This window comes from Ureibacillus terrenus, assembly GCF_006569205.1.
Lineage (GTDB): Bacteria > Bacillota > Bacilli > Bacillales_A > Planococcaceae > Ureibacillus > Ureibacillus terrenus.
In genome coordinates, this window is record NZ_VIGD01000023.1 from 1 (window position 1) to 21,985 (window position 21,985).

Genomic DNA, 21,985 nt, shown 5'->3' on the forward strand with positions numbered 1-21,985 from the left:
AGTGACTTCCTCCTTATGGATTTTTGTGGTTTGGTCACTTCAAAATTCTACAAATAAGGGGTGAAGTCCTTTTTTATGCTTTAGAAAACCTTATGACTCTTGGGTTGAAAAATGTGCAAAATGCTCATATTAATAAGCGAAGTCCGGCATACATAGTTTATTTTTTGGGAAATAAAAAATCCGGCGGCAAGGGACATATTGAAAATCAGTTTGACAAAGCCGAGGAAATTATGTTATTTTTTAGTTAAATTCATTTAATTGTCTAAAGATTCAAATAATTTATTATATTGAAAAAGTGTTATATGAAAACGAATAAATGAAGTACGGTTGCCATGAAGTTGTTTATCAATAATTTATTTTAATAGATTAATAGTTTACAAATAACGGGGAGGTGGAAGATTGAGCAGCCAAAATAATGTTGTAAGCATCAGCAATGAGGCTGTATTAATGAACAAATTGTCAGAACCTGAAACAATCAAACAATTAATCAGCCTGCTGGATAACCTGAAAAAATTTAATCTGCTGTTTGAGGCTATTGAGAATTTTATAAAGCGAAGTCCAGAAATGGCCGATTCGCTAAACCGGATGGTTCTGACGCTTCGGGAAGAATTGCCAAAAAACAATATTGTAAACAATTTGCAAAGCAGCCTGGAGTCCTTGATACGTTTGCAGAACTTAATCAATTCAGAAGAATTCAGAAAAATCGAGGCGACAGTGCTGAATGAAAGAACGATTAAAACATTAAGCAATCTTTGCACATCTGTTTCGGAGGCCGCTTCCAATATGGAATATAAAACATCTGCAAGCCCTGGTATATTCGGCCTGTTGAAGGAGCTGACCAATCCGGAAATACAGCCTGCAATCCAATTTATATTGAATGTGTTGAAAATACTGTCAAAGGAGCTTAAGAATGCATGAACTGTCCATTGCACACAGCCTAGTTCAATTGGCGATCGAAACGGCAGAGCAAAATCATCTAAAAAAGATTGAAGCCCTGCGTGTAAAATTGGGTGTATTTTCCGGCGTAGTCAAAGAAGCGTTGGAATTCTCCTTTGATATCGCAACGGAAGGGACAAGCATCGAAGGAGCCCATCTAATTATAGAAGAAATTCCTTTAAAAATTTTTTGCTCTCAATGCAGCCAAGAATATGTGCTGGAAAAACCCATTCCGATAAAATGTCCGAGATGCAATTCAGGCACCGATCAAATTTTGGAAGGAAAAGAAATTGAATTGTATGAACTGGTAGGTGAGGGTTAATATTGAGCCAAGCAATTGAACAGCCTCGAATTGTGAAGATAAGGGAAAATGTGTTGAAGAAAAATGACATTTTGGCCAGAGAATTAAGAAAGCGCTTTCAAGAAAACCGGGTTTATGTTGTAAACCTCGTTTCCAGTCCCGGAGCCGGGAAAACAACGCTGTTGACGGAAATATTGACAAGGCTGGGTCAAGATTTTAAAGCCGCGGCTTTAGTCGGGGATTTGGCGACAGAGAATGATGCGGAACGGCTGAAGCGGAGCGGAGCGATAGTAAAACAGATTACAACAGGAACGGTATGCCATCTTGAGGCACAAATGATCGAAGATTCCATTCGTGAATGGGATTTAAGAGATATCGACTTTCTATTCATCGAAAATGTCGGAAATCTTGTTTGCCCATCCAGCTATGACCTGGGTGAAAACTTGAGGGTGGTGCTGTTTTCAACGACGGAAGGCGAGGATAAACCGGTAAAATACCCTACCATCGTCAACAGCGCGGATATTGCCATCATTACTAAAATGGATTTGGCAGAAGCGGTGGATTTTGACAAAGAAGCGTTCTATCAATCAATCTATCAATCCAGGCCGACAATGAAAGTTTTCGAGGTTTCCGTAAAACAGGACATGGGCATCAATGAATGGATTGATTATTTGATACAAGAAAAAATGAAAGCGTTTTAAATATTTTTAATTTTTGGATAATATACATGATTTTGGAGGTGTTAAAGGGAAATGGCAAACGTCTTTTGGATTCACGGAGGAGCCTGCAACGGAAACACCCAGTCGTTTTTGAATGCGGATGAGCCTACCGTGATTGATTTAATCACCGATTTTGGCATCAATATTCTTTATCACCACTCGGTCTCCATGGAATTCGGCTATCAGGTAAAGGAAATTTTGGATGACATTATTGAAGGCCGTACAGAACTGGACATTTTGGTTGTGGAAGGAACCGTCATCCAGGGACCGAATGGAACGGGTCGTTTCGACACTTTGTTTGACCGTCCTAAAAAAGATTGGATTTATGATTTGGCCCACAAGGCTAAATATGTGGTGGCCATTGGAGACTGTGCGTGCTGGGGAGGAATACCTGCAACAAGCCCTAATCCGTCGGAGTCTACCGGATTGCAATTTTTCAAAGACAAACCAGGAGGATTTTTATCTACAGAGTTCCGCTCCCAGGCAGGTTTACCGGTGATCAATATCCCCGGCTGCCCTGCGCATCCTGACTGGGTAACGCAAATTCTCGTGGCCATTGCAACGGGCAGAACAGCGGATATCACATTGGATGAATATCATCGTCCGGAAACATTCTTTAAAACGTTTACTCAGACAGGCTGTACACGGGTTCAATATTTCGAATACAAAGAACCGGTGGAAGAATTCGGACAAGGAACGAGAAAAGGCTGTCTCTTCTATGAACAAGGCTGCCGTGGTCCAATGACACGTTCATCCTGCAACAGGATTCTATGGAACCGTCAATCATCCAAAACAAGAGCAGGCATGCCATGCATTGGATGTACGGAACCGCAATTCCCATTCTTTGATTTAGCGCCTGGAACGGTATTCAAAACGCAAAAAATATTGGGAGCCATTCCAAAAGAAGTGCCTACAGGAGTGGATTCTTTAAGTTACTCAGTACATGCCGCTGTCGCGCGTACTGTCGCTCCAAAATGGGCAAAAGAAGATCTGTTCGTACCATGATAATGGAACTTATCGAAATATTTAAGGAGGGGAGAACTTGGCACAGCAAACAATTAAAGTTCCCGCTCTTGGACGGGTAGAAGGGGACTTGGATGTCAAGGTTACGATTGAAGATGGCGTGGTTGTCGATGCCTGGACGGAAGCAACGATGTTTAGGGGATTTGAAAAAATATTGATTGGAAAAGATCCTCAGGCGGGTCTTATCATGACGCCAAGAATTTGCGGTATTTGCGGCGGCAGCCATTTAACAAAATCGGCTTACGCCCTTGATACGGCCTTCCATACGGAAGTGCCGCCGAATGCCACTTTGGTGAGAAATATTGCGCAAGCCACGGAAACGATTCAAAGTATTCCGCGCTGGTTCTATGCGTTATTTGCCATCGGATTGACCCATAAAAATTATCAATCTGCATCTTTATATGAAGAGGTTCATAAACGATGGGCTCCTTTTGTCGGAGAAAACTATGTCAAAGGTGTAACGATTTCAGCAAAACCTGTCGAAATCTATGCCATTTTTGGAGGACAATGGCCGCACTCCAGCTTCATGATTCCTGGCGGCGTGATGTGCGCACCGACTTTATCGGACATTACCCGGTCGATTTCGATTTTGGGATACTTCCGCAAGAATTGGCTGGAAAGCACTTTGCTGGGCTGCTCGATAGAAAGATGGCTCCAAAACGAAACTTGGTCAGATGTGCTTGAATGGCTGGAAGAAAAAGAAGAGCATTATGAATCCGATTTGGGTCTGTTTATTCGATACAGCCGGGAAATCGGATTGGATAAATATGGAGCCGGACCGGGCAAGTATTTGGCGGCAGGAAGCTTCCCGAATCCTGAAAAATATATCCATCCGACTATCGAATCAAGAAATGGCGCCCTCATTGCCCGATCCGGTGTATTTGACGGCGAGAATTTCCATGATTTTGACCAGGCCCGTGTCAGAGAAGACTATACGCATTCTTTCTATGAAGGCGAAGGTTCTTATCATCCATTTGAAGGATTTACGAATCCGCTCGATCCGGAAGAAGGCAAAAAGCTAGGGAAATATACGTTTGCAAAGGCTCCGCGATATTTATTGGACAGCGGCGAAACACCGCTGGAAGTTGGACCGCTGGCGAGACAAGTCATTGCCGGACGCGAAGGAGCGGAAGATTGGCAAGATTATGATCCATTGATCTACAACATTGTCAAAGAAATTGGACCGAGCATAATGGTTCGTGTCTTGGCCCGACTACATGAAGCTCCGAAATATGTCCGCTATGTACAAAACTGGTTAAAGCAAATCGACTTAAATGAGAAATTTTATGTAAATCCTGGAGAGCTGATCGAAGGCCAGGGCTTCGGGGCTACCGAGGCGGCCAGAGGATTTTTGGCGGACTGGATTCAAGTGAAGGACGGAAAAATTGAAAAGTATCAAATCATCACACCAACAGCATGGAATATCGGGCCACGCGACCGCTTCGGTCAAAGAGGGCCAATCGAAACTGCGCTGATTGGTACACCTATCAAAAATCCGGAAGATCCGGTAGAGCTGGCTCATATAGCGCAAAGTTACGATTCCTGCCTGGTATGTACTGTACATGCCTATGACGCGAAAACAAATAAACAATTGGCCCAATACAGGGTTACAAACTTCTGATTGGCGCGGAAAAAACTTCAGATGTTCATGAATCTCTAATAAATAAGGGGGTACTTGATCATAAAGCCCTCTTATTTATTCATCAAAAGTTTTATATGGAGGACAACATGATTACAATCATTGGCTGTGGGAACCTAATTCGAAAAGATGATGGTGCAGGTCCTATATTAATACGAAAGTTATGGGATTTGGGAGTTCCACGGAATGTGCGGCTGGCCGACGGGGGAACCGCCGGAATGGATGTCGTTTTTCAAATAGGCAATGCAAAAGAATTGATTATCGTCGATGCTTGCACTACCGGAGCGGAACCGGGGACCATTTTTGAAATCCCTGGAGAAGAGGTGGAAGCCATTCCGTTGGAGAATATAAATCTTCATAACTTTCGATGGGACCATGCCATCGCAATGGGACGATGGCTTTTAAAAGATGATTTTCCGCAAAAAGTCACCGTCTATTTAATCGAGGCCCAGGATTTATCTTATGGAAGCGGGCTTACACCTGAAGTGGAAGAAAGTGTAAACAAACTGGCAAAAAAAATCAAACAAAAAGTATCAGGTGAAGAAATTGAAGTGTCAAATAACTGAAACAGGCTATTTGCAGATCCCTTCGGAGATTGCACAAAGATATTTTGCAACAGGGGCCGTCATTGCGATATTGGATGAACATGACTTATTGATCATGCCGGTAAATTACGTTGGCGCTGGCGGTTTGATTTTAAAATACCGCAATGCCAAAGGAGACCGTTCTGTCTTAGTTTCAGAATTGCTGCCGGATGATGTAGATTATGGCCCAAGAACTGTTGAATGGGATGAAAACGCATTGGCCCTTCGGATTCCGTTATATGTGAAATAATGAAATGTTTTGCAACAGTTTCAAAAGGGAATGTATGAAAAGGGGGAGTGTCGCATGTTGAAACGTCAGCCAATGTCAATCGGCGTATTTCCAGGGACAGCAGGTTTCTTCTTGTTGCCGCCTATAGAAAACGCGGATACCTTTATGCCTTCTTTATTGCAAGGTTTTCTGCCGGAACCTTGTCCAAAAGAATGGCAATTTTTTTTATCTGCAATCGAAGGGGAACCTGTTGAACGGGTGAACGAATTATTGCCTGACACGAAAGAAGGCCACTTTAACCGTTTTATTCTTTTTCCCGAAAAGCGAAATTACAAAAAGGCCGAATCCATGTTGGATGGAGACTTGAAGCTGCTTTTGGATGCAGTTGCCTGGAGATTAAATTTTAAGCAGGACCCTCCCCATTTCCAAGATGATACAGCTGATGAAATCAAAGCTTTTATTTTGGCAACACATGCTTATGATGCATTTCAAAAAAGAGATTGGACAAAAGGGATACAGCTATTGGAAGGAGCAGCCCAAACAGTCAAAGAAATTTCACCTATTTTTTCTGCCAGGTTGCTGAGCGAAGCGGCGGCAACGAAACAATCATTAGGATTCATCGATCAACGGTTAATCGATTTGTATAAAACCGCTTTAACTTTAACGGAACGTTCAAAATTTGAAGATATGCGCGCCGAATTGACTTTTCAGCTTGGAACGGCCTATCAGGAATTGGCGGATGGAAACAAAACTTATTACTTGGAAGCAATCAAATGCTATAACAAAGCTTTAAAAGTTTACCGGAAAGAGAATGCTCCTGAAAACTATGCCATCATCCATATGAATCTTGCATTGTCTTATTTGGCGATGCCGCCAAATGAATATAACTACCATTTAAAAAATGCAATGGCCATCCAATCCCTCAGGGAAGCTTTGCGATATTTGGATCAAGAAAAGCATACCGAATTATGGTGCAGTGCCACCATCAATCTGGCGAATGCGCTTCAATATGCGAAGTCTTCCCATATTGAAGATAACTTATGGGAAGCGGTTGCCCTTTATGAAGATGTGCTAAAAGTGCGGAAAAAAGAAACCGATCCCCATGGTTATGCGAGGCTCATTGCGAATCAGGGAACAGCCCTTTCCCATCTTGGGGCTTTTTCCAGTGCAGTGCCCAAATTAACTGAAGCCAAACAGATTTTCGAGGAACTGAGGGATGAAGAGTCAAAAAAAGTGGTAGAGGACATGTTGCTGGAAATCAAGAAGAAAAAAGAAGAACTTTCCAAGCAGTAGTGGAGGGAAACTGGTGAACGATTATGAAAAGCAATATTTCAATACGCTGTTGCAAATGGCAACAGAGCGATTTGTAGAGCGGGCGCTTCAACGTTCGGAAGGTGCGGAAAATGCCCTGCGCCTATTACGCACCAATCCCCATGGAGAAGGGATATGGCTGGATCAATTTGTAGACGTTTTTTTTGAAGAATTTTTGCTCAATAATCCTGAAGGTTCATGTTTTATTTTACAGGCGCTTGCGAAAAGAAAATATCATTTCCAAAACATTCCGGGCCATGAATTAACAGTGGAAGAAATCGTGGAAAAAATGGCGAAAGAAGTGTTTGAAAATCTGCTGAAGCAGAAAGCGGAGGAAGTGCTTGAACAGCAATTAGCTTTTGGGGGGTGAAGCCCGTTGGGTACACAGTCAAAGAGCGTCGAGAATCTTTCAGAACGGATTGACCAAATACTCCAAGAAATAAAGACGATGGACTTTACCGATTATCAATTGAAAAAAATCTTGGAGTTGAAAAAAGCGATTGAAGCTTTCCATGAAGATGCCCTCAGAAAACTCGTAAGAATCGTGCGGTCGACGGATGAAGGGAAAAGATTGATGCTGGAGGCCGTAGAAGAACCTTCCGTTTATGCGATGCTCTTGTTGCATGGGATCATTAAACAAAATCTATATACAAAAGTCGCAGCGGTATTGGAAGAAGTCCGCCCTTATTTAAACTCCCATGGGGGCGACATTGAGCTGGATAAAATTGAAGGCAATGTCGTTTACGTCCGGATGCAAGGAGCCTGTTCAGGATGTTCCCTTTCGGCCGTCACATTAAAAAACGGGGTAGAAGAAGCCATAAAAACGAGAGTTCCGGAAATTGACCGGGTAGAAATGGTAAACGATTTATCCCCGGGATATATGCCGCTTACAGGAAAGGGAAATGTTGAAGAATTAAAGGATAGCGGCTGGAAAGAGGGGCCGGACATCGAAGATTTGAAAGAAAACAAACCCTATTATATCACCATTGACGGAGTGGACGTACTGCTAATCATTATAGATAACAAGATTATGGCATACCGGAACCGCTGCCCTCATAGGGGAATTCCATTTGCACAGGAGGAAGTGGAGCAGGTGGAAGGCATGTATTTGATCGGGCATGACAAAGCCCTCCGCTTCGATTTAACAAACGGGGAGTGCATAACGGTTCCGCACATTCAATTGGAGCCGTTTCCGGTCCGGATAGAAAAGAAGAAAATATGGATCCGGGTCGATAGTTAACATAACGATGGAGGGATACAGATGTGTCTTGCAATACCAGGGAAAATCGTTGAGCTGCTTGATGATCGAAATCAATATGCGATGATTGATGTTTCAGGCGTAAGAAGAAAAGTAAACATAAGCCTGATTCAGCATGAAGGGGTCAAGGTAAACGATTGGGTTTTGATACATGTCGGTTTTGCCATGAATAAAATCAGCGAGAAGCAGGCTTTAGAGCAATTACAGCTATTGCAGGAAATCGGAGAAGATAAGGAAGCGATGACAGAAATAAAAGGATATCAATTTGATTAGCTAATGTATATTTTTGGGGGGATCCAAAATGCGCTTTATCGATGAATTTCGCAATCCTGAACTGATCAAAAAAACCCTAGAAGAAATCGAACGGATCATTGAGCCGGATGACCACTTCCGGATAATGGAAGCATGCGGTGGACATACTTACTCCATTTTTCATTTCGGGCTTCAAGAACTGTTGCCAAAAAATATTGAATTTATTCATGGTCCGGGCTGCCCGGTCTGTGTACTTCCACCGGGGCGGGTAGATGAAGGTCTGGAAATCGCGTCCAAAAATTCGGATGTCATCTTTACCGCGTTTGGCGATGTCATGCGGGTTCCGGGGAAAAAAGGCTCGCCATTAAACCATAAAGCAATGGGAACGGATGTCAGAATGATTTATTCGCCCCTTGATGCGTTGGATATCGCAATCAAAAACCCGGATAAAAAGGTGATCCTGTTTGCCATCGGATTTGAAACGACCGCCCCTTCCACCGCCATCACAGTACTAAGGGCCAAAGAATTGAATGTGGACAACTTTTTCGTGTACTCCAATCATGTAAAAATCGTGCCGGTTTTAAAATCCATTTTGGACCAGCCAAATATGAGAATTGACGGGTTTATCGGACCGGGCCATGCATCGGTGATCATAGGGGCGCATCCTTATGAAATCATCGCCAAGGATTACAACAAGCCGGTTGTCATATCAGGTTTTGAACCATTGGACATCCTTCAGTCCATTTTAATGTTAATTAAACAGCTGAAAAATGGGGAAGCCAAAGTGGAAATCCAATATAAGCGTGTTGTCATGGAAGAAGGCAATGTTTCTGCACTGGAAATCATCGATCAAGTTTTTGAAGACCGCCCTGCTTTTGAATGGCGGGGGCTGGGAGCCATTCAGAATTCCGCATTAAAGCTGCGGCCGGAATTTGCCAAATGGGATGCCGAAGTGCAGTTTAACGTTCAAAAAATTACCATCGAAGAAAACAAGGATGCACAATGCGGGGATGTACTGAAGGGGATGCTGAAACCGAACCAATGCAAATTGTTCGGGAAAGTATGCACGCCTGACAATCCTGTAGGAGCATTAATGGTTTCTTCGGAAGGAGCCTGTGCAACTTATTATAACCATCTATATTCAACAATGAACTATTAATCAATTAAAAAGATAGAGAGAAGGAGTAGTCGCCATGCTGACAGACAAAATTGCATTTAGAGAGCCGACGATTCAGTTGTCCCATGGAGCCGGCGGAAAAGCAAGCCGGAGATTGATCGAGGGTCTTTTGGCGCCATATTTCAATATGAAAGATTTAAATGATGCGGCATATGTGCAGGCGGATCAGGCGAAAATTGCTTTTACCGCGGACAGTTTTGTCGTGAATCCCTTAAGATTCCCGGGAGGATCCATCGGAGAGTTGGCCATCAACGGGACGGTAAATGACATTGCCATGAGTGGAGCCAAACCTTTGGCCATCGTTTCCACATTGATTATCGAAGCCGGTACAGAGACGGAAATATTGGAAGCGGAAATAAAAGCCATGCAAGAGGCGGCAGAAAAAGCGAATGTCGCCATCGTCGGCGGGGACACAAAAGTGGTCGAGCACCAAAAAGCTGACAAGCTGTTTATTACAACGGCAGGTATCGGTCTTGTTGATCCAAGAGTAAATTTATCGGCAGGCCGTGTCCAAAAAGGAGATAAAATCATCCTCTCCGGACCGATCGGGGATCATGGCATCACCATTCTCTTTGCCCGTGGCGAGCTCGATTTGGAAGCGGATATCAAATCTGATACACGTGCGGTATGGCCGTTTGTTGCCAAACTGATTGATGCGGCGGCGCCGGGATTAAAATGGATGCGCGATCCGACGCGCGGAGGTATGGCGACGGCACTGAACGAATTGGCGAGGGACGCAAAAGTGGCGATTGTGCTGGAAGAAGAAGCAATCCAGGTCCGTCCGGAAGTACGGGGAGCCTGCGAAATTTTAGGTCTTGATCCGATGCATATCGCAAATGAAGGCCAATTCATTGCGGTCGTTTCCAAGGAATACGCAGATGATGCTTTAAAAGCAATCCGGCAAGTTCCAGGGGGAGAGCAAGCGGCCATCATAGGTGAAGTGCATGAAAGCGATCGGCATATCGTCCTTTCCCGTTCTTCCTATGGAGGAACAAGAGCGATTGATATGTTAGTGGGCGATCCGTTGCCGCGGATTTGTTAAAAATCTATCATCCTCTCTATTTAATCCTAATTTAACCCTATAGAAAGAGAGTGATCCGATTGACATTATCATCCCGTACACTTTCCCATACTTTTTTGCCTGATACAGCCATTTGCGATGATTGCTTAAGAGAATTGTTTGACCCGACGAGCAAACGCTATTTGTACCCTTATATCGGCTGCCCTAACTGTGGACCAAGATATGTATTAATGACAAATCTTCCTTTCGAACGAAAAAATACAACAATGGCGGAGTGGGAGATATGCCCATCCTGCAAAGAAGAATATGAAGATCCACAAAATCGAAGATATCATGCGGAATTGAACTGCTGCCCTGACTGCGGTCCAAACTATTATCTAACAGTCAATGGCGAACGCTATGAAGGGGAAAAAATGTTCCGGCGAGTGGCAGAACTGTTAAAGAACGGCGAAATCCTTCTGATGAAAAACAATGGTGGTTATCATTTAGTTTGTGACGCATTTAATAAAGAAGCGGTTCAAGTAATGAGGGACAAGTTGGGCCGTCCAAGAAAATCCTTCGCCATTATGGTAAAAGATGTGGAAGCGGCCAAAGAAATTGTCCATTTGTCCGAAAAAGAAGAAGAAATATTATTGTCGAAAAAACGTCCAATACTCATCGCCAAATCAAAGAGTGAAGAATTAAGCTCCATTATTGCACCGAACAATCCGGATATCGGTCTTATGGTGCCTTATACAGGATTGCAGCATTTGCTGTTCCACTTTGGATCACCTCGATTTATTGTCATGACAAGCGCCAACTATCCTGGGGAACCTACGATTCATAAAGATGATCAATTAACAAGATTGCTGGAAGATTTCCAATGTGCAGTTTTAATTGGCGAACGGGAGATTGAACGGAGCGTGGATGACACGGTATTAAAAGTGACAAAACTTGGAGCCGTGCCTTTCAGAAGATCCCGCGGATACAATAATTTATTGAATATTACATTGCCTTCTTCCCGACCGATTTTAACCCTTGGCGCAGATTTAAAAAGCACCATTACATTGGTAAAAGATGGGCATGTCATAATGAGCCACCACTTGGGCGACACGTCCAAATATGGCACACAGCTAAAGTTTGAACGGGCAGTAAAAGATTATTTAAATTATCATGGCGTAGCTTTAAGTGACACCATCATTGGACATGATTTGCATCCGGAATATTTCACAACAAAATTCGCCCAAACGCTTGAAGGCTATCGACATGTTGCTGTTCAGCACCACAAAGCCCACTTGGCCTCCATTTTGGCTTTGAAAAATAAATTGTCCGAACCGGTTGTCGGAGTAATTTTCGATGGCGCGGGATACGGTGAAGACGGTGAAATTTGGGGTGGAGAAATCTTTGTAGGAAGTGTGCAGGAAGGATTTGCGAGAAGGGGCCATTTAAGAAAAGCTTCCCTGATTGGCGGAGATGCCGCGGCGACATTTCCGCTTCAAGCATTGGCAGGCTTTATCGGCGATTTCGACAAAGAGCTTCTCGATCGATTGCAGCTTCCTGAACCATTCCCTAAAGCGTTGAAAATTAAGGAGAAAAACATCCGGACATTCCCGACCACATCCGTGGGAAGATTGTTTGATGCGGTGGCCGCTTTAACAGGCTTCCATTTGGACAACTCCTTTGAGGGGGAAGCGGCGATCGGCTTGGAATACTTGGCCGGCCAATCTCCGATAGTGGAAGAAGTCTACCCATTCCCATGGACTGGGGAAGAATTGGACTATCGCCCTTTATTTGAGGAAATGATTCAATCCAGACTCAAAGGAACATCTCCATCTGTCATTGCAAGGGGATTTCATCGCAGTTTGGCGCAGGCGGTAGTGGATGTGATTACTGCCCTTTGCAAAGAATATGACACCAATTATGCTGTTCTTTCCGGCGGCGTATTTCATAATAGTCTGCTTGTTTCCGACATCTTTGACTTATTGAAAGGCACAAATATTGAAATTTTTTATGATGATGAAGCGCCATTGGGCGATAACTGCATCAGCTTGGGACAAGCAGCCATCTTGTCGGCTATGAACAACGATTAGAAGGTGATTACGGTGAGAGCTTATCATCAAAGTCTGCTAATGTCAATGCTGATTGCGGCATGCTTCTTTCTTGCCGCATGCACATCCCAATCATCTGATTTAGAAACAGGAACGAAAAAAGACAGTTTAGTATTGGCAATCGGCTCGGAACCTGAAGATGGGTTTGACCCGACAACCGGTTGGGGCCGATACGGTTCTCCATTGTTTCAAAGCACGCTGCTTACACTGGACCGGAATTTCAATGTGCAGCATGATTTGGCTGTTGACTACAACGTCAGCGATGACGGGCTGGAGTGGACCGTCAAAATCCGCGATGATGTGAAATTTTCAGATGGAGAGCCTCTGACAATCGATGATGTGATTTTTACCTTTGAAACAGCCAAAAACAGCCAATCCGTTGTCGACCTGCAAAACTTAAAAAAAATGGAAAAGCTCGATTCCCATACAGTGAAATTTATTTTGGAGAAGCCCCAATCCACATTTTTATACACATTGACAATGCTGGGAATTGTTCCGAAACACGCATATTCCGAAAACTATCGGGAAAATCCGGTAGGTTCCGGACCGTACAAGCTGGTGCAATGGGATAAAGGACAGCAGCTGATCGTTGAAGAAAATCCTTATTATTATGGAAAAAAATCCTATTTTAAGAAACTGACTTTCCTATTTTTATCAGAGGATGCGGCATTTTTAGCAGCTAAAGCGGGACAGGTGGATATGGCGGCAGTTCCCGTTAATTTGGCGAAAGAAAAAATCCCGGGGATGAAGTTGATTGCATTGGATAGTGTGGATAATCGCGGAATTATGATGCCATTTGTAAAACCTAGATATGATTCCGAAAAAGGGGTTGCCATCGGACATGAAGTGACATCCGATCCGGCCATCCGAAAAGCGCTCAACATTGCCATCGACAGGGAAAAGCTCGTTGAAGATGTCCTTGAAGGTTTTGGAACACCCGCTTATTCTGTGGCGGACAATCTGCCTTGGTGGAATGAGGATACCATTATTGAAGACGGCGATGCGGAAGCGGCGGAAAAAATATTAATGGATGCCGGATGGACAAAAAATGCGGAAGGAATTTTTGAAAAAAAAGGGATAAAAGCAAGTTTTGCGCTGGTTTATCCTGCCAGTGACCAGACGCGCCAATCTCTTGCCATAGCCTTTAAACAAATGGCAAAAAAAATTGGAATTGAGGTAAAGACGGAAGGGAAAAGCTGGAATGAAATCGAAAAGGTCATGCATACCACTCCGGTGGTGATGGGCTGGGGAAGCCATGACCCGATTGAAATGTATCACCTTTACCATAGCAAGTATCGTGGACAGGGCTATTCAAATGCAAACTATTACTCCAACAAAAAAGTTGATCAATATATGGATCAGGCGATTCACGCGGCAACCCAGGAAGAAGCGAATGAATATTGGAAGAAAGCCCAATGGGACGGAGAAACCGGGTTCTCGGCGTTGGGGGATGCTCCATGGATTTGGCTGGTCAACCTGCAACATCTATATTTTGTGAATGAACATTTGAATATTGGCGGGCAAAAAATACAACCCCATGGTCACGGATGGCCGGTAACGGAATTTATTGCAGATTGGACGTGGGATGAATGACGGGCATGAAAAGAAGGCATAGAGTGTTGGCATTCCATATAGGCAAGTTTATTCTTAAACGTACGTTGAAATTTGTAACGCTGCTATTTGCCGTTGTCGTTCTGACTTTCATGCTCGTCAGCCTGTCCCCGGTGGACCCTATCCAGTCATATCTTGGCGCTGAAATGATGGTTGTCAGTGAAGAACAAAAAGAAGAAATTGCTGAATATTACGGGGTCAATCAACCGAAACTTCAGCAATTTTTCAAATGGTTGAAAATGTTTCTGCAAGGCGATTTAGGAACTTCCCTGGTGTACCGGCAGGATGTACTGTCCATTATTCAAGAAAAATTTGTGGCATCTTTTGCGTTAATGGCCCTCTCTTGGAGCATGGCCGGAATCTTAGGCTACGCATTGGGGGTTATTGCGGGGATGAACAAAGGAACATTTGCCGATCGGGCAATCAAACTTTATTGTTTTGTACTCGCTTCGACCCCTACATTCTGGATTGCGATATTGTTATTAATTGTATTTTCCCTGTGGCTTGGTTTATTTCCAATTGGTTTAGGGACGCCAATCGGGGTGGTATCGGAACAAGTGACATGGCTGGATCGGCTGAAACATATACTGCTTCCCGCGGCGACTTTGAGCGTGATCGGCGTTTCCAACATCACGCTGCATACGCGGCAAAAAGTGATCGACGTTTTAGATAGCGAATTTATCCGGTTTGCCAGGGCAAAAGGGGAAGAAGGATTCACGCTTTTTAAACGGCACGTTTTCCGAAACACGTTATTTCCGGCCATCTCCGTGCACTTTGCGTCCTTTGGTGAATTGTTTGGCGGGGCGATTTTGGCTGAGCAAGTGTTTTCTTATCCAGGGTTAGGACTCGCAATTGTCCAGGCGGGACTGAACAGCGATGTGCCACTTATGATGGGAATCGTTGTGTTCAGCACGTTTTTTGTATTTATAGGAAATCTTTTGGCAGATGTATTATATACCATGATCGACTTAAGAATGAAAAACGGTGAAGCAATATGAAATATCATTCCATTTCTTTCGGAACCCGAATGGCGATTTCCCGGAAAGGTCTTTTGTTGAAGCTTCTGGGACTGCTCTCGCTATTTCTGATTTTTGTTATCGGTGGATCTTTCATTGGTGAAGAACAGATTGAAGCGAATATGAGCCAAAAAAATCTCGGCCCTTCCATCAGGCATCTTTTCGGAACGGATTGGCTCGGGCGTGACATGTTTTTCCGCACTTTGTCAGGACTTCATTTAAGTTTTCGGGTCGGTTTGTTTTCAGCTGCAATCAGTACTTTGATTGCGCTCATTTTAAGTTTGTTGTCATCCTACAATAAGTATTTCGATGCAATGGTAACCATTTTGATTGATTTGTTATTAAGCATTCCCCATCTCGTCACTTTAATTTTAATTGCTTTTGTATTAGGCGGCGGGGTAAAAGGCGTCGTCGTCGGAATCGCTTTAACCCATTGGCCTTCATTGACAAGGGTTTTGAGGGCTGAATTGATGCAAATGAAAACGGCGGAATACGTCCAAATTTCAAAAAAATTAGGGAAGTCCCGCATATGGATGGTCCGTAACCATTTTCTGCCGCAAATTCTGCCCCAATTATTGGTCGGTTTTATATTGCTGTTTCCCCATGCAATCTTGCATGAATCGGCCATTACCTTTTTGGGATTTGGATTGTCACCGGAGCAGCCGGCCATTGGCATTATATTGGCCGAATCGATGAAATATTTGACGGCCGGGATGTGGTGGCTGGTACTGTTTCCCGGTTTATCGCTGATTTTGATGGTTGCCATGTTCGAGGCAATGGGCAACAATTTTAGGAAAATGTTCAATCCTCAGTAAAGAAAGGATATAATCCATGAATATTGTGTATAAATTTAGAGATGAAACAAATGAAGAGATAGAAAAAATAAAGTCAAATTTTTTGCTGGAGGTAAACCATTTATCATTAACCATTGAACGGGTTGGAAAGGGATCGGACGTTGAACATTTGCATGTCATAAGGGATTTTCATTTAAACATTCATCAAGGAGAAGTGGTTGCGATCGTCGGCGCAAGCGGTTCCGGGAAAAGTTTGTTGGCGGACGCCATCTTGGGCATCCATCCGAAAAACTCGTTAATCGAAGGCAATATCAAGTATGAGAATCAACCATTGACGGAAAAAAGAAAAAAACGGCTTCGCGGCAACGACATCCTGCTCATCCCTCAAATGACAAACGCCTTGGACCCTTTGATGAAAGCGGGGAAACAGGTGGAATCTTTCATTAAGCAGAAAAATAAACAAAAAATAGTCAAAGACATTTTTCAAAAGGTGGGGCTGGACCCGGCCGTCTATCATCAAATCCCGTCCACTTTATCAGGAGGGATGATCCGCAGAATTTTCATTGCCATGGCGTTGGCAAGTAAAGTAAAGTTGATTATTGCGGATGAACCGACCAATGGTTTGGATGCTGAAGCCCTTGATGAATTGCTATTCCAGCTGAAAATGTTGGCAAATGACAACCGGGGTATCGTAATGATTACCCATGATTTGGAAGCGGCTATGAAAATCGCAGATAAAATAGCTGTATTTTATGCGGGAGAAACCGTTGAAATAGCAGACAGAAAAAATGTAAGGAAAGCCGGGAAATTTAGGCATCCATATTCGAGAGCGCTATGGAATGCATTGCCTCAAAATGGATTTGTTCCGATTGAGTGTTCCCAGCCTTCCCCTGCCGAGGAAATCATAGGCTGTTCATTTGCATCCTATTGTCCAGAAGCAACGAAAAGATGCGGGACGGAAAAGCCGGAACTGCGGGAAGTAGAAAATGGAGAAATGGTTAGGTGCTTTTATGCTTGAGTTGAAAAATATAAGTTTTCGGTATAATCGTTCAAAATGGCTGTTTAAACATGTCAACCTTGCCATTGGACAAGGTGAAATCGTCGGCATGTACGGGAAAAGCGGGTCAGGAAAAACGACGTTGGCAAAAATCATGGCAAATTATCTATCTCCAGCTGAAGGAGAAATCTTAATCGATGGAGAAAAAATGAACAATGAAAAATATTATCCGGTGCAATTAATTTGGCAGCATCCCGAAAAAGCCATCAATCCGAATTGGAAGCTTTCGACAATAATTGATGAAGCAGAAGGTTTGAATGAGGAAATCTTCAGTTTGCTCGGCATTCAGAAGGAGTGGCTCAATCGGAGACCCCATGAGCTTTCGGGCGGTGAACTGCAAAGATTTTGTATTGCCCGTGCATTTGGACCAAACACCCGGTATATTGTGGCGGATGAAATCACCTCCATGTTTGATGCCCTCACACAGGCGCAAATTTGGCATGCCTTCATCAAACTTGTGAAAGAGCGGAATATCGGGGTGTTGGCCATCAGCCATCATATTCCGCTGCTTGAAAAAATCAGTGACCGTTTAATTGATTTTAATAAATTGAAAAGCTGTCCGAATATCACAAATTAATGTTCGGGCAGCTTTTGCTTTGGACGAAAAGATTTAGAAGGAGAGCACTTTTTCCAAATGTTTGATCGTCGGTGTCAAATTCGCATAGAAATAAGCTTCACGCAGTCTGCGGGATGGATCGCAATATTGCAAATATCCGGCACTTCCGTTATGAAGCATGCTCGTCTGTGTTGCCTCCAACGTTAAATAAGCCGTTTCTAGGCGGATTTTAGCAATTTCTTTCCAATTTACAGACTCTACCGAAAAGAGTTCGCCGATTTTTTCTTCGATTTGTTGAATGGCTTCATCAATGTCATCGGCTTGCTTTTGAAGGAATTGATTGCAGCCGTTTTGTCTTGATTTCACTTTATGAATGGACTCGAGGGAAGCTTTTGTTACGCCGATACCCAATGGAATTTGATAGAGAATAAAAGTAGGACGGATTTCTTCAACAAACTCGTCGGCATCTTCAGCTAACACCAAATTATGTGGAATAAACACCTGATCAAATTGGCAGGAGTAAGTGGCACTGCCGTTTACCCCTAAGAAGCCCGCCTTTTCTTTCCGTTTTAGTCCCTTTATATTGCATGGAACAAGAAACATTACCCGTCTATTTTCATTCACGCTGGCAATGGTTCCGAACCAATGGGAATCCGCCAAATTGGAGACAGCGGGAAGCACTCCGGAAAGAATGTAGCCCCCATCTGTTTCTTCCGCGCGCAAATGCAATTTTTCAAGGCCGGCATAATATTTCATTGGATTTGATAGGCCGGTTGCAGCCAAAGTTTGTCCATTTTCCATTAAAGGCAGTAATTTATTTTTTAATTCATAATTTTTTGTTTTACGTACATAAGTCAGCCCCGCTAAATGGCACCAGAGGCAAAAGGCTGTTGTCATGCATACTTTCGCAGTCTCTTCCACCAGCTGCATTTCTTTTAAAAGATACTCTGCTTCGGATCGGCCTTCTGAATTAAAAAAACCTTCCTTCCCCAGTTGCAGCAAATAATCGCGGGCATAATAAGCTTCCGAATCAATCTTCTTAACAAAAGGCTTCAATTTTTCCGAAATGATGTTTTCCAGCAACGGTTTCTCCACTAAACTGCTTTTCACCGGATTCACCTCAACAACACTTTAGATTTATTTATTTTGAAAAATAAATTATAATAAAACTAATAAATCTGACTAGTTTAGTATGTTTAAGGTTATTTTATTATACTTTGTATAAAAAGACAACTACAAATTAAAAAAGATAGCTAAACCAATAATCGGTTTAGCTATCCGAGAAGAAGGAGTTTATTCGTTAGGCAAAATTTCCGTAATAGAATCGATTGGTGTTTGTACAGCTTGACGGGCACGTTTTACAGCTTCTTCATCCGGTGCATCATAGAAGCATAAGCATTTTGTCATATCTTCGCATACGTAAGTTCTTGAGAATTTTACTTCGGGCACTTCTTGATAATGGACAGAATTTTTCTTTTTTCTTTCAAGGTACTGCTCCATAGTAATATTTTCTGGAATGTTCCATTCTACAAGATAATTGACAACTTCATTGCTTTTCTTAACTTCTTCCAAATCTTTGCCGACTAGACGGACTTGTTTGATCAGCTGTACCGGAATGGAAAATTCTCTTAATACTTCTGTAATGTCATTGCGTTGATTGCTCTCAAAGATAAAGAACGCGCGGGAAAAATCTTTTGATACTTGAATTTCAATCAATGATGCGCTCTTTTCTGCCAACTTATCTTGTAAAGAATTTGTAGTTTCATGTAATTGTTCCTTTGAAGTTACGATGCCATTTAAAGAAGATTCAACTAAATATAAACTCATTTTATTTACCCCTCACTTAAATTATATTTTTCCGACCTGTTAAGGTTATATTATTATACTTAGTTAAAAAAATCAACTTTGTATATAAAATTATTTTTGTGTTAAGATGAAAATACGGAGGTATTAAGTAAGATGGAAACAAAAACTCGATATGATATTCCTTGCAATATCGCGCAATCATTAAACATCATCGGGGATCGCTGGACCTTGCTCATTATCCACGAAATATTGGTGGGTCACACACTGTTTAATGAAATAAAAAAATCTTTAAAAGGCATTTCCTCCAATCTGTTATCCGAGAGATTGAAATATTTGGAACAGCATGGATTAGTGGAAACGGAACTATATTCGGAGCATCCTCCCCGCTATTGCTACAAGTTGACGGAAAGCGGAAAAGAGTTGGAAGATGTATTTAATGCTTTGATAATTTGGGGGAGCAAGCATTTAAAAAAATGTTATAAGAAAATTATTGATGCAGAAACGGGCGATGAGGTGGAGATTGGCTATTACTCCAAGAAGACCGGGGAACGGGTAAAGAGAATTGCTGTCGTTCCAATTGGTGAAGAGATTGAAAGTAAATAATATGGAAAGAAGCTGACCAATTGATAGGCATAGGCGGACACTTGTACCAAGTGCAGGAGTTTCCTATCAATCTGTCAGCTTTTTTAATTTTTCCTTTTAAAATTTTTCTAGATAGTTGAAAAATAAAACAAAGTATAATAAAATAACTTCAAATTATTAAAATATAAGTAATCTGATATGTATTTATGAGTTTGGTGATGGGAGGTGGATGGGATGGTCCTGGAACAACCGGCTATGATTCAAGTGCGCCAAGTAAGCAAAAATTACAAAAAGAATAATCAAGATATCCAAGTATTAAAAGACATCACTTTTACAGTTCAAAAGGGAGAAATCATCTCGATTCTAGGGGAAAGCGGATGCGGAAAAAGTACTTTGTTAAATATTATTGGCGGCTTTGAAAAGGCTACCGGCGGAGATGTATTGTTGGATGGTTCGAAAGTAAATGAGCCGAATCGCAAATGCATCATGCTGTTTCAAAATTATGGATTGCTTCCTTGGCGTACGGTTTTGAAGAATGTGGAGCTTGGCCTTGAAAAAAACATTAAGAATCGGAAAGAAAGAAAAGAAAGGGCATTGAATTATATTCAATTAGTCGGTTTAAGCGGAAAAGAAAATATGTTTCCCCATGAACTTTCAGGCGGGATGCAGCAAAGGGTAGGAATTGCCAGGGCGTTGGCGATACAGCCTGAACTCATTTTATTGGACGAACCTTTTGCCGCTTTGGATACGTTTAATCGATATTATTTGCAAAATGAGTTGCTTCGCATCCAGGAGCAGGAGAAAACAACAATGATTCTGGTTACTCATGATATCGATGAAGCGATCTATCTTTCTGACAGAATTTTTATCATGCATCAAAATCCTGGCAGAATCCATCGGGAAATCAAAATCCATTTGACGAAACCCCGGGATCGAAGCGACGGAGATTTCCAGCATTATCGGAACATTATTTTTAAAGAGTTTCATTTTAATAGACCTGGAAATTTATTGGAATTCAATATCTAGCAATAAAGAAAATAATAGGTTGGGTGGTATGGATGAAAAAAGTGAAAAGAGGGTTTCTGTTTATTCTTGCCATTCTTTTTCTTCTAAGTTTAGCGGCATGCAATGGCAGCGAAGAAGAAAAGAGCGGAGGAAATGAAAAGCGGACAATCAAAATCGGCTATTTGCCAATTACTCATGCAGTGCCATTGTTCGTTGAAAAAGAACTCGGGAAATATGAAAATTTTGATTTGGAATTGATCAAGTTCGGTTCATGGACTGAGCTTTCAGATGCATTGAATACGGGCCGCATTGACGGGGCTTCCATGTTAATTACTCTTGCAATGAAAGCGAAAGAACAAGGAATCGATGTAAATGCCGTTGCATTAGGACACCGCGATGGCAACGTAGTCGTGGTTTCTAAAGATATTAGCAATGTTGCGGATTTAAAAGGAAAAAGCTTTGCAATTCCGCATAAATTCTCGACTCAAAATGTATTGCTTTACCAATTGCTAAAACAAAACGGCTTGAAATATGAAGATGTGAATGTCGTTGAATTGCCTCCAGCCGAAATGCCGGCAGCCCTTTCGGAAGGAAGAATTTCCGGTTATGTGGTAGCGGAGCCTTTTGGTGCGGTATCTGTGTCTCTTGAAAAAGGAAAGGTGCTATATCAGGATAAGGATATTTGGGAAAATTCCATTGACTGTTCTTTAGTGTTGCGCAGTGAATTCATTGAAAAAGAAAAAGAACTTGCCCAAGAATTTGTGAATTACTACATTGAGGCGGGGCATTTCGCTGAACAAAAAGATGCACAAGTGAAGGACATGTTATTGAATTACATGAAAGTGGATCAAAATGTTCTTGATTTGTCTTTAGAATGGATTTCATATGATGATTTAAAAATTAATCGGGAAGATTATGAAGAGTTGGCATCCAATCTGGTTGAGATGGGACTGTTCGAAAGTCCTCCTGCATATGAAGATTTTGTAGATCATTCCTTGATAGAAAAAGCGAAGTGATAATG

The 21,985-nt window shown here is 42.3% G+C and carries 24 protein-coding genes; 22 read left to right on the forward strand and 2 right to left on the reverse strand.

What is annotated here, in order from left to right:
• Positions 1-399: 399 nt before the first annotated feature.
• From FKZ59_RS13025 to FKZ59_RS13115, 19 genes are all read left to right on the forward strand, one after another.
• Positions 400-918, forward strand: coding sequence for a DUF1641 domain-containing protein (locus FKZ59_RS13025; protein ID WP_141603190.1), 519 nt, complete (start codon positions 400-402; stop codon positions 916-918).
• A complete protein-coding gene (gene hypA, locus FKZ59_RS13030) occupies positions 911-1,258 on the forward strand; it encodes a hydrogenase maturation nickel metallochaperone HypA (protein WP_141603191.1) in 348 nt (115 codons plus the stop codon). Before FKZ59_RS13025 ends, hypA begins: the two co-directional genes overlap by 8 nt.
• A 2-nt stretch (positions 1,259-1,260) precedes the next feature.
• Positions 1,261-1,938, forward strand: a complete 678-nt coding sequence (hypB, locus tag FKZ59_RS13035) for a hydrogenase nickel incorporation protein HypB (protein WP_246045893.1) — start codon at positions 1,261-1,263, stop codon at positions 1,936-1,938.
• A 51-nt stretch (positions 1,939-1,989) separates the two neighbouring features.
• Positions 1,990-2,961 carry a hydrogenase small subunit gene (locus FKZ59_RS13040; RefSeq protein WP_141603192.1) on the forward strand — a complete coding sequence of 324 codons (972 nt, stop codon included), beginning with the start codon at positions 1,990-1,992 and terminating at the stop codon, positions 2,959-2,961.
• Positions 2,962-2,998: 37 nt separating this feature from the next.
• Entirely contained in the window at positions 2,999-4,600 is a 1,602-nt protein-coding gene (locus tag FKZ59_RS13045; protein WP_141603193.1) for a nickel-dependent hydrogenase large subunit, read from the forward strand.
• Between the two features lie 107 nt (positions 4,601-4,707).
• A complete protein-coding gene (locus FKZ59_RS13050) occupies positions 4,708-5,184 on the forward strand; it encodes a hydrogenase maturation protease (RefSeq protein WP_141603194.1) in 477 nt (158 codons plus the stop codon).
• Positions 5,165-5,452, forward strand: a complete 288-nt coding sequence (locus FKZ59_RS13055) for a hydrogenase maturation protease (protein ID WP_141603195.1) — start codon at positions 5,165-5,167, stop codon at positions 5,450-5,452. Before FKZ59_RS13050 ends, FKZ59_RS13055 begins: the two co-directional genes overlap by 20 nt.
• 54 nt (positions 5,453-5,506) lie before the next feature.
• Positions 5,507-6,724, forward strand: a complete 1,218-nt coding sequence (locus FKZ59_RS13060) for a tetratricopeptide repeat protein (protein WP_141603196.1) — start codon at positions 5,507-5,509, stop codon at positions 6,722-6,724.
• Between the two features lie 13 nt (positions 6,725-6,737).
• Positions 6,738-7,112: a hypothetical protein gene (locus FKZ59_RS13065; RefSeq protein ID WP_141603197.1), complete on the forward strand. Its 375-nt coding sequence runs from the start codon at positions 6,738-6,740 to the stop codon at positions 7,110-7,112.
• 6 nt (positions 7,113-7,118) lie between these two features.
• A complete protein-coding gene (locus FKZ59_RS13070; protein WP_246045894.1) occupies positions 7,119-7,982 on the forward strand; it encodes a NifU family protein in 864 nt (287 codons plus the stop codon).
• Between the two features lie 21 nt (positions 7,983-8,003).
• Positions 8,004-8,273, forward strand: a complete 270-nt coding sequence (locus tag FKZ59_RS13075) for a HypC/HybG/HupF family hydrogenase formation chaperone (protein ID WP_141603198.1) — start codon at positions 8,004-8,006, stop codon at positions 8,271-8,273.
• Positions 8,274-8,301: 28 nt separating this feature from the next.
• Complete coding sequence (hypD, locus tag FKZ59_RS13080) at positions 8,302-9,411, forward strand: hydrogenase formation protein HypD (RefSeq protein ID WP_141603199.1); 1,110 nt, start codon at positions 8,302-8,304, stop codon at positions 9,409-9,411.
• A 34-nt stretch (positions 9,412-9,445) separates the two neighbouring features.
• Positions 9,446-10,471: a hydrogenase expression/formation protein HypE gene (hypE, locus tag FKZ59_RS13085; protein WP_141603200.1), complete on the forward strand. Its 1,026-nt coding sequence runs from the start codon at positions 9,446-9,448 to the stop codon at positions 10,469-10,471.
• Positions 10,472-10,530: 59 nt separating this feature from the next.
• Positions 10,531-12,519, forward strand: coding sequence for a carbamoyltransferase HypF (gene hypF, locus FKZ59_RS13090; protein WP_181733298.1), 1,989 nt, complete (start codon positions 10,531-10,533; stop codon positions 12,517-12,519).
• A 39-nt stretch (positions 12,520-12,558) separates the two neighbouring features.
• On the forward strand, positions 12,559-14,130 hold the full coding sequence (locus FKZ59_RS13095; protein WP_141603221.1) for an ABC transporter substrate-binding protein: 1,572 nt from the start codon (positions 12,559-12,561) through the stop codon (positions 14,128-14,130).
• Positions 14,131-14,135: 5 nt separating this feature from the next.
• The gene (locus FKZ59_RS13100) at positions 14,136-15,146 is read left to right on the forward strand and encodes an ABC transporter permease (RefSeq protein WP_141603202.1); all 1,011 of its coding nucleotides are present in this window, start codon (positions 14,136-14,138) and stop codon (positions 15,144-15,146) included.
• Entirely contained in the window at positions 15,143-15,979 is an 837-nt protein-coding gene (locus FKZ59_RS13105; RefSeq protein WP_141603203.1) for an ABC transporter permease, read from the forward strand. Before FKZ59_RS13100 ends, FKZ59_RS13105 begins: the two co-directional genes overlap by 4 nt.
• A 16-nt stretch (positions 15,980-15,995) precedes the next feature.
• Entirely contained in the window at positions 15,996-16,976 is a 981-nt protein-coding gene (locus tag FKZ59_RS13110) for an ABC transporter ATP-binding protein (protein ID WP_141603204.1), read from the forward strand.
• Positions 16,945-17,592: an ABC transporter ATP-binding protein gene (locus tag FKZ59_RS13115; RefSeq protein WP_246045895.1), complete on the forward strand. Its 648-nt coding sequence runs from the start codon at positions 16,945-16,947 to the stop codon at positions 17,590-17,592. Before FKZ59_RS13110 ends, FKZ59_RS13115 begins: the two co-directional genes overlap by 32 nt.
• A 33-nt stretch (positions 17,593-17,625) precedes the next feature.
• Here FKZ59_RS13115 and FKZ59_RS13120 read toward each other — a convergent pair whose 3' ends face one another.
• The gene (locus tag FKZ59_RS13120; protein ID WP_141603205.1) at positions 17,626-18,681 is read right to left on the reverse strand and encodes an acyl-CoA dehydrogenase family protein; all 1,056 of its coding nucleotides are present in this window, start codon (positions 18,679-18,681) and stop codon (positions 17,626-17,628) included.
• 183 nt (positions 18,682-18,864) lie between these two features.
• The gene (locus FKZ59_RS13125; protein WP_141603206.1) at positions 18,865-19,398 is read right to left on the reverse strand and encodes a DUF4242 domain-containing protein; all 534 of its coding nucleotides are present in this window, start codon (positions 19,396-19,398) and stop codon (positions 18,865-18,867) included.
• A 132-nt stretch (positions 19,399-19,530) separates the two neighbouring features.
• Between FKZ59_RS13125 and FKZ59_RS13130 the strand changes: the two genes are divergently transcribed.
• The 3 genes from FKZ59_RS13130 (at position 19,531) to FKZ59_RS13140 (ending at position 21,980) form a co-directional block, all read left to right on the forward strand.
• The gene (locus FKZ59_RS13130) at positions 19,531-19,980 is read left to right on the forward strand and encodes a winged helix-turn-helix transcriptional regulator (RefSeq protein ID WP_141603207.1); all 450 of its coding nucleotides are present in this window, start codon (positions 19,531-19,533) and stop codon (positions 19,978-19,980) included.
• A 219-nt stretch (positions 19,981-20,199) separates the two neighbouring features.
• Positions 20,200-20,985: an ABC transporter ATP-binding protein gene (locus tag FKZ59_RS13135; protein ID WP_141603223.1), complete on the forward strand. Its 786-nt coding sequence runs from the start codon at positions 20,200-20,202 to the stop codon at positions 20,983-20,985.
• A 32-nt stretch (positions 20,986-21,017) separates the two neighbouring features.
• A complete protein-coding gene (locus FKZ59_RS13140) occupies positions 21,018-21,980 on the forward strand; it encodes an ABC transporter substrate-binding protein (protein ID WP_141603208.1) in 963 nt (320 codons plus the stop codon).
• The last annotated feature ends 5 nt before the right edge of the window (positions 21,981-21,985 follow it).

What these genes read in the sequence shown, in the direction of transcription:
- hypA (WP_141603191.1), top strand. Translation starts at nt 911, where the DNA reads ATGCATGAACTGTCCATTGCACACAGCCTAGTTCAATTGGCGATCGAA.
- FKZ59_RS13040 (WP_141603192.1), top strand. Translation starts at nt 1,990, where the DNA reads ATGGCAAACGTCTTTTGGATTCACGGAGGAGCCTGCAACGGAAACACC.
- FKZ59_RS13050 (WP_141603194.1), top strand. Translation starts at nt 4,708, where the DNA reads ATGATTACAATCATTGGCTGTGGGAACCTAATTCGAAAAGATGATGGT.
- FKZ59_RS13060 (WP_141603196.1), top strand. Translation starts at nt 5,507, where the DNA reads ATGTTGAAACGTCAGCCAATGTCAATCGGCGTATTTCCAGGGACAGCA.
- FKZ59_RS13075 (WP_141603198.1), top strand. Translation starts at nt 8,004, where the DNA reads ATGTGTCTTGCAATACCAGGGAAAATCGTTGAGCTGCTTGATGATCGA.
- hypD (WP_141603199.1), top strand. Translation starts at nt 8,302, where the DNA reads ATGCGCTTTATCGATGAATTTCGCAATCCTGAACTGATCAAAAAAACC.
- hypE (WP_141603200.1), top strand. Translation starts at nt 9,446, where the DNA reads ATGCTGACAGACAAAATTGCATTTAGAGAGCCGACGATTCAGTTGTCC.
- FKZ59_RS13095 (WP_141603221.1), top strand. Translation starts at nt 12,559, where the DNA reads ATGTCAATGCTGATTGCGGCATGCTTCTTTCTTGCCGCATGCACATCC.
- FKZ59_RS13100 (WP_141603202.1), top strand. Translation starts at nt 14,136, where the DNA reads ATGAAAAGAAGGCATAGAGTGTTGGCATTCCATATAGGCAAGTTTATT.
- FKZ59_RS13105 (WP_141603203.1), top strand. Translation starts at nt 15,143, where the DNA reads ATGAAATATCATTCCATTTCTTTCGGAACCCGAATGGCGATTTCCCGG.
- FKZ59_RS13110 (WP_141603204.1), top strand. Translation starts at nt 15,996, where the DNA reads ATGAATATTGTGTATAAATTTAGAGATGAAACAAATGAAGAGATAGAA.
- FKZ59_RS13115 (WP_246045895.1), top strand. Translation starts at nt 16,945, where the DNA reads ATGGAGAAATGGTTAGGTGCTTTTATGCTTGAGTTGAAAAATATAAGT.
- FKZ59_RS13125 (WP_141603206.1), bottom strand. Translation starts at nt 19,398, where the DNA reads ATGAGTTTATATTTAGTTGAATCTTCTTTAAATGGCATCGTAACTTCA.
- FKZ59_RS13130 (WP_141603207.1), top strand. Translation starts at nt 19,531, where the DNA reads ATGGAAACAAAAACTCGATATGATATTCCTTGCAATATCGCGCAATCA.
- FKZ59_RS13140 (WP_141603208.1), top strand. Translation starts at nt 21,018, where the DNA reads ATGAAAAAAGTGAAAAGAGGGTTTCTGTTTATTCTTGCCATTCTTTTT.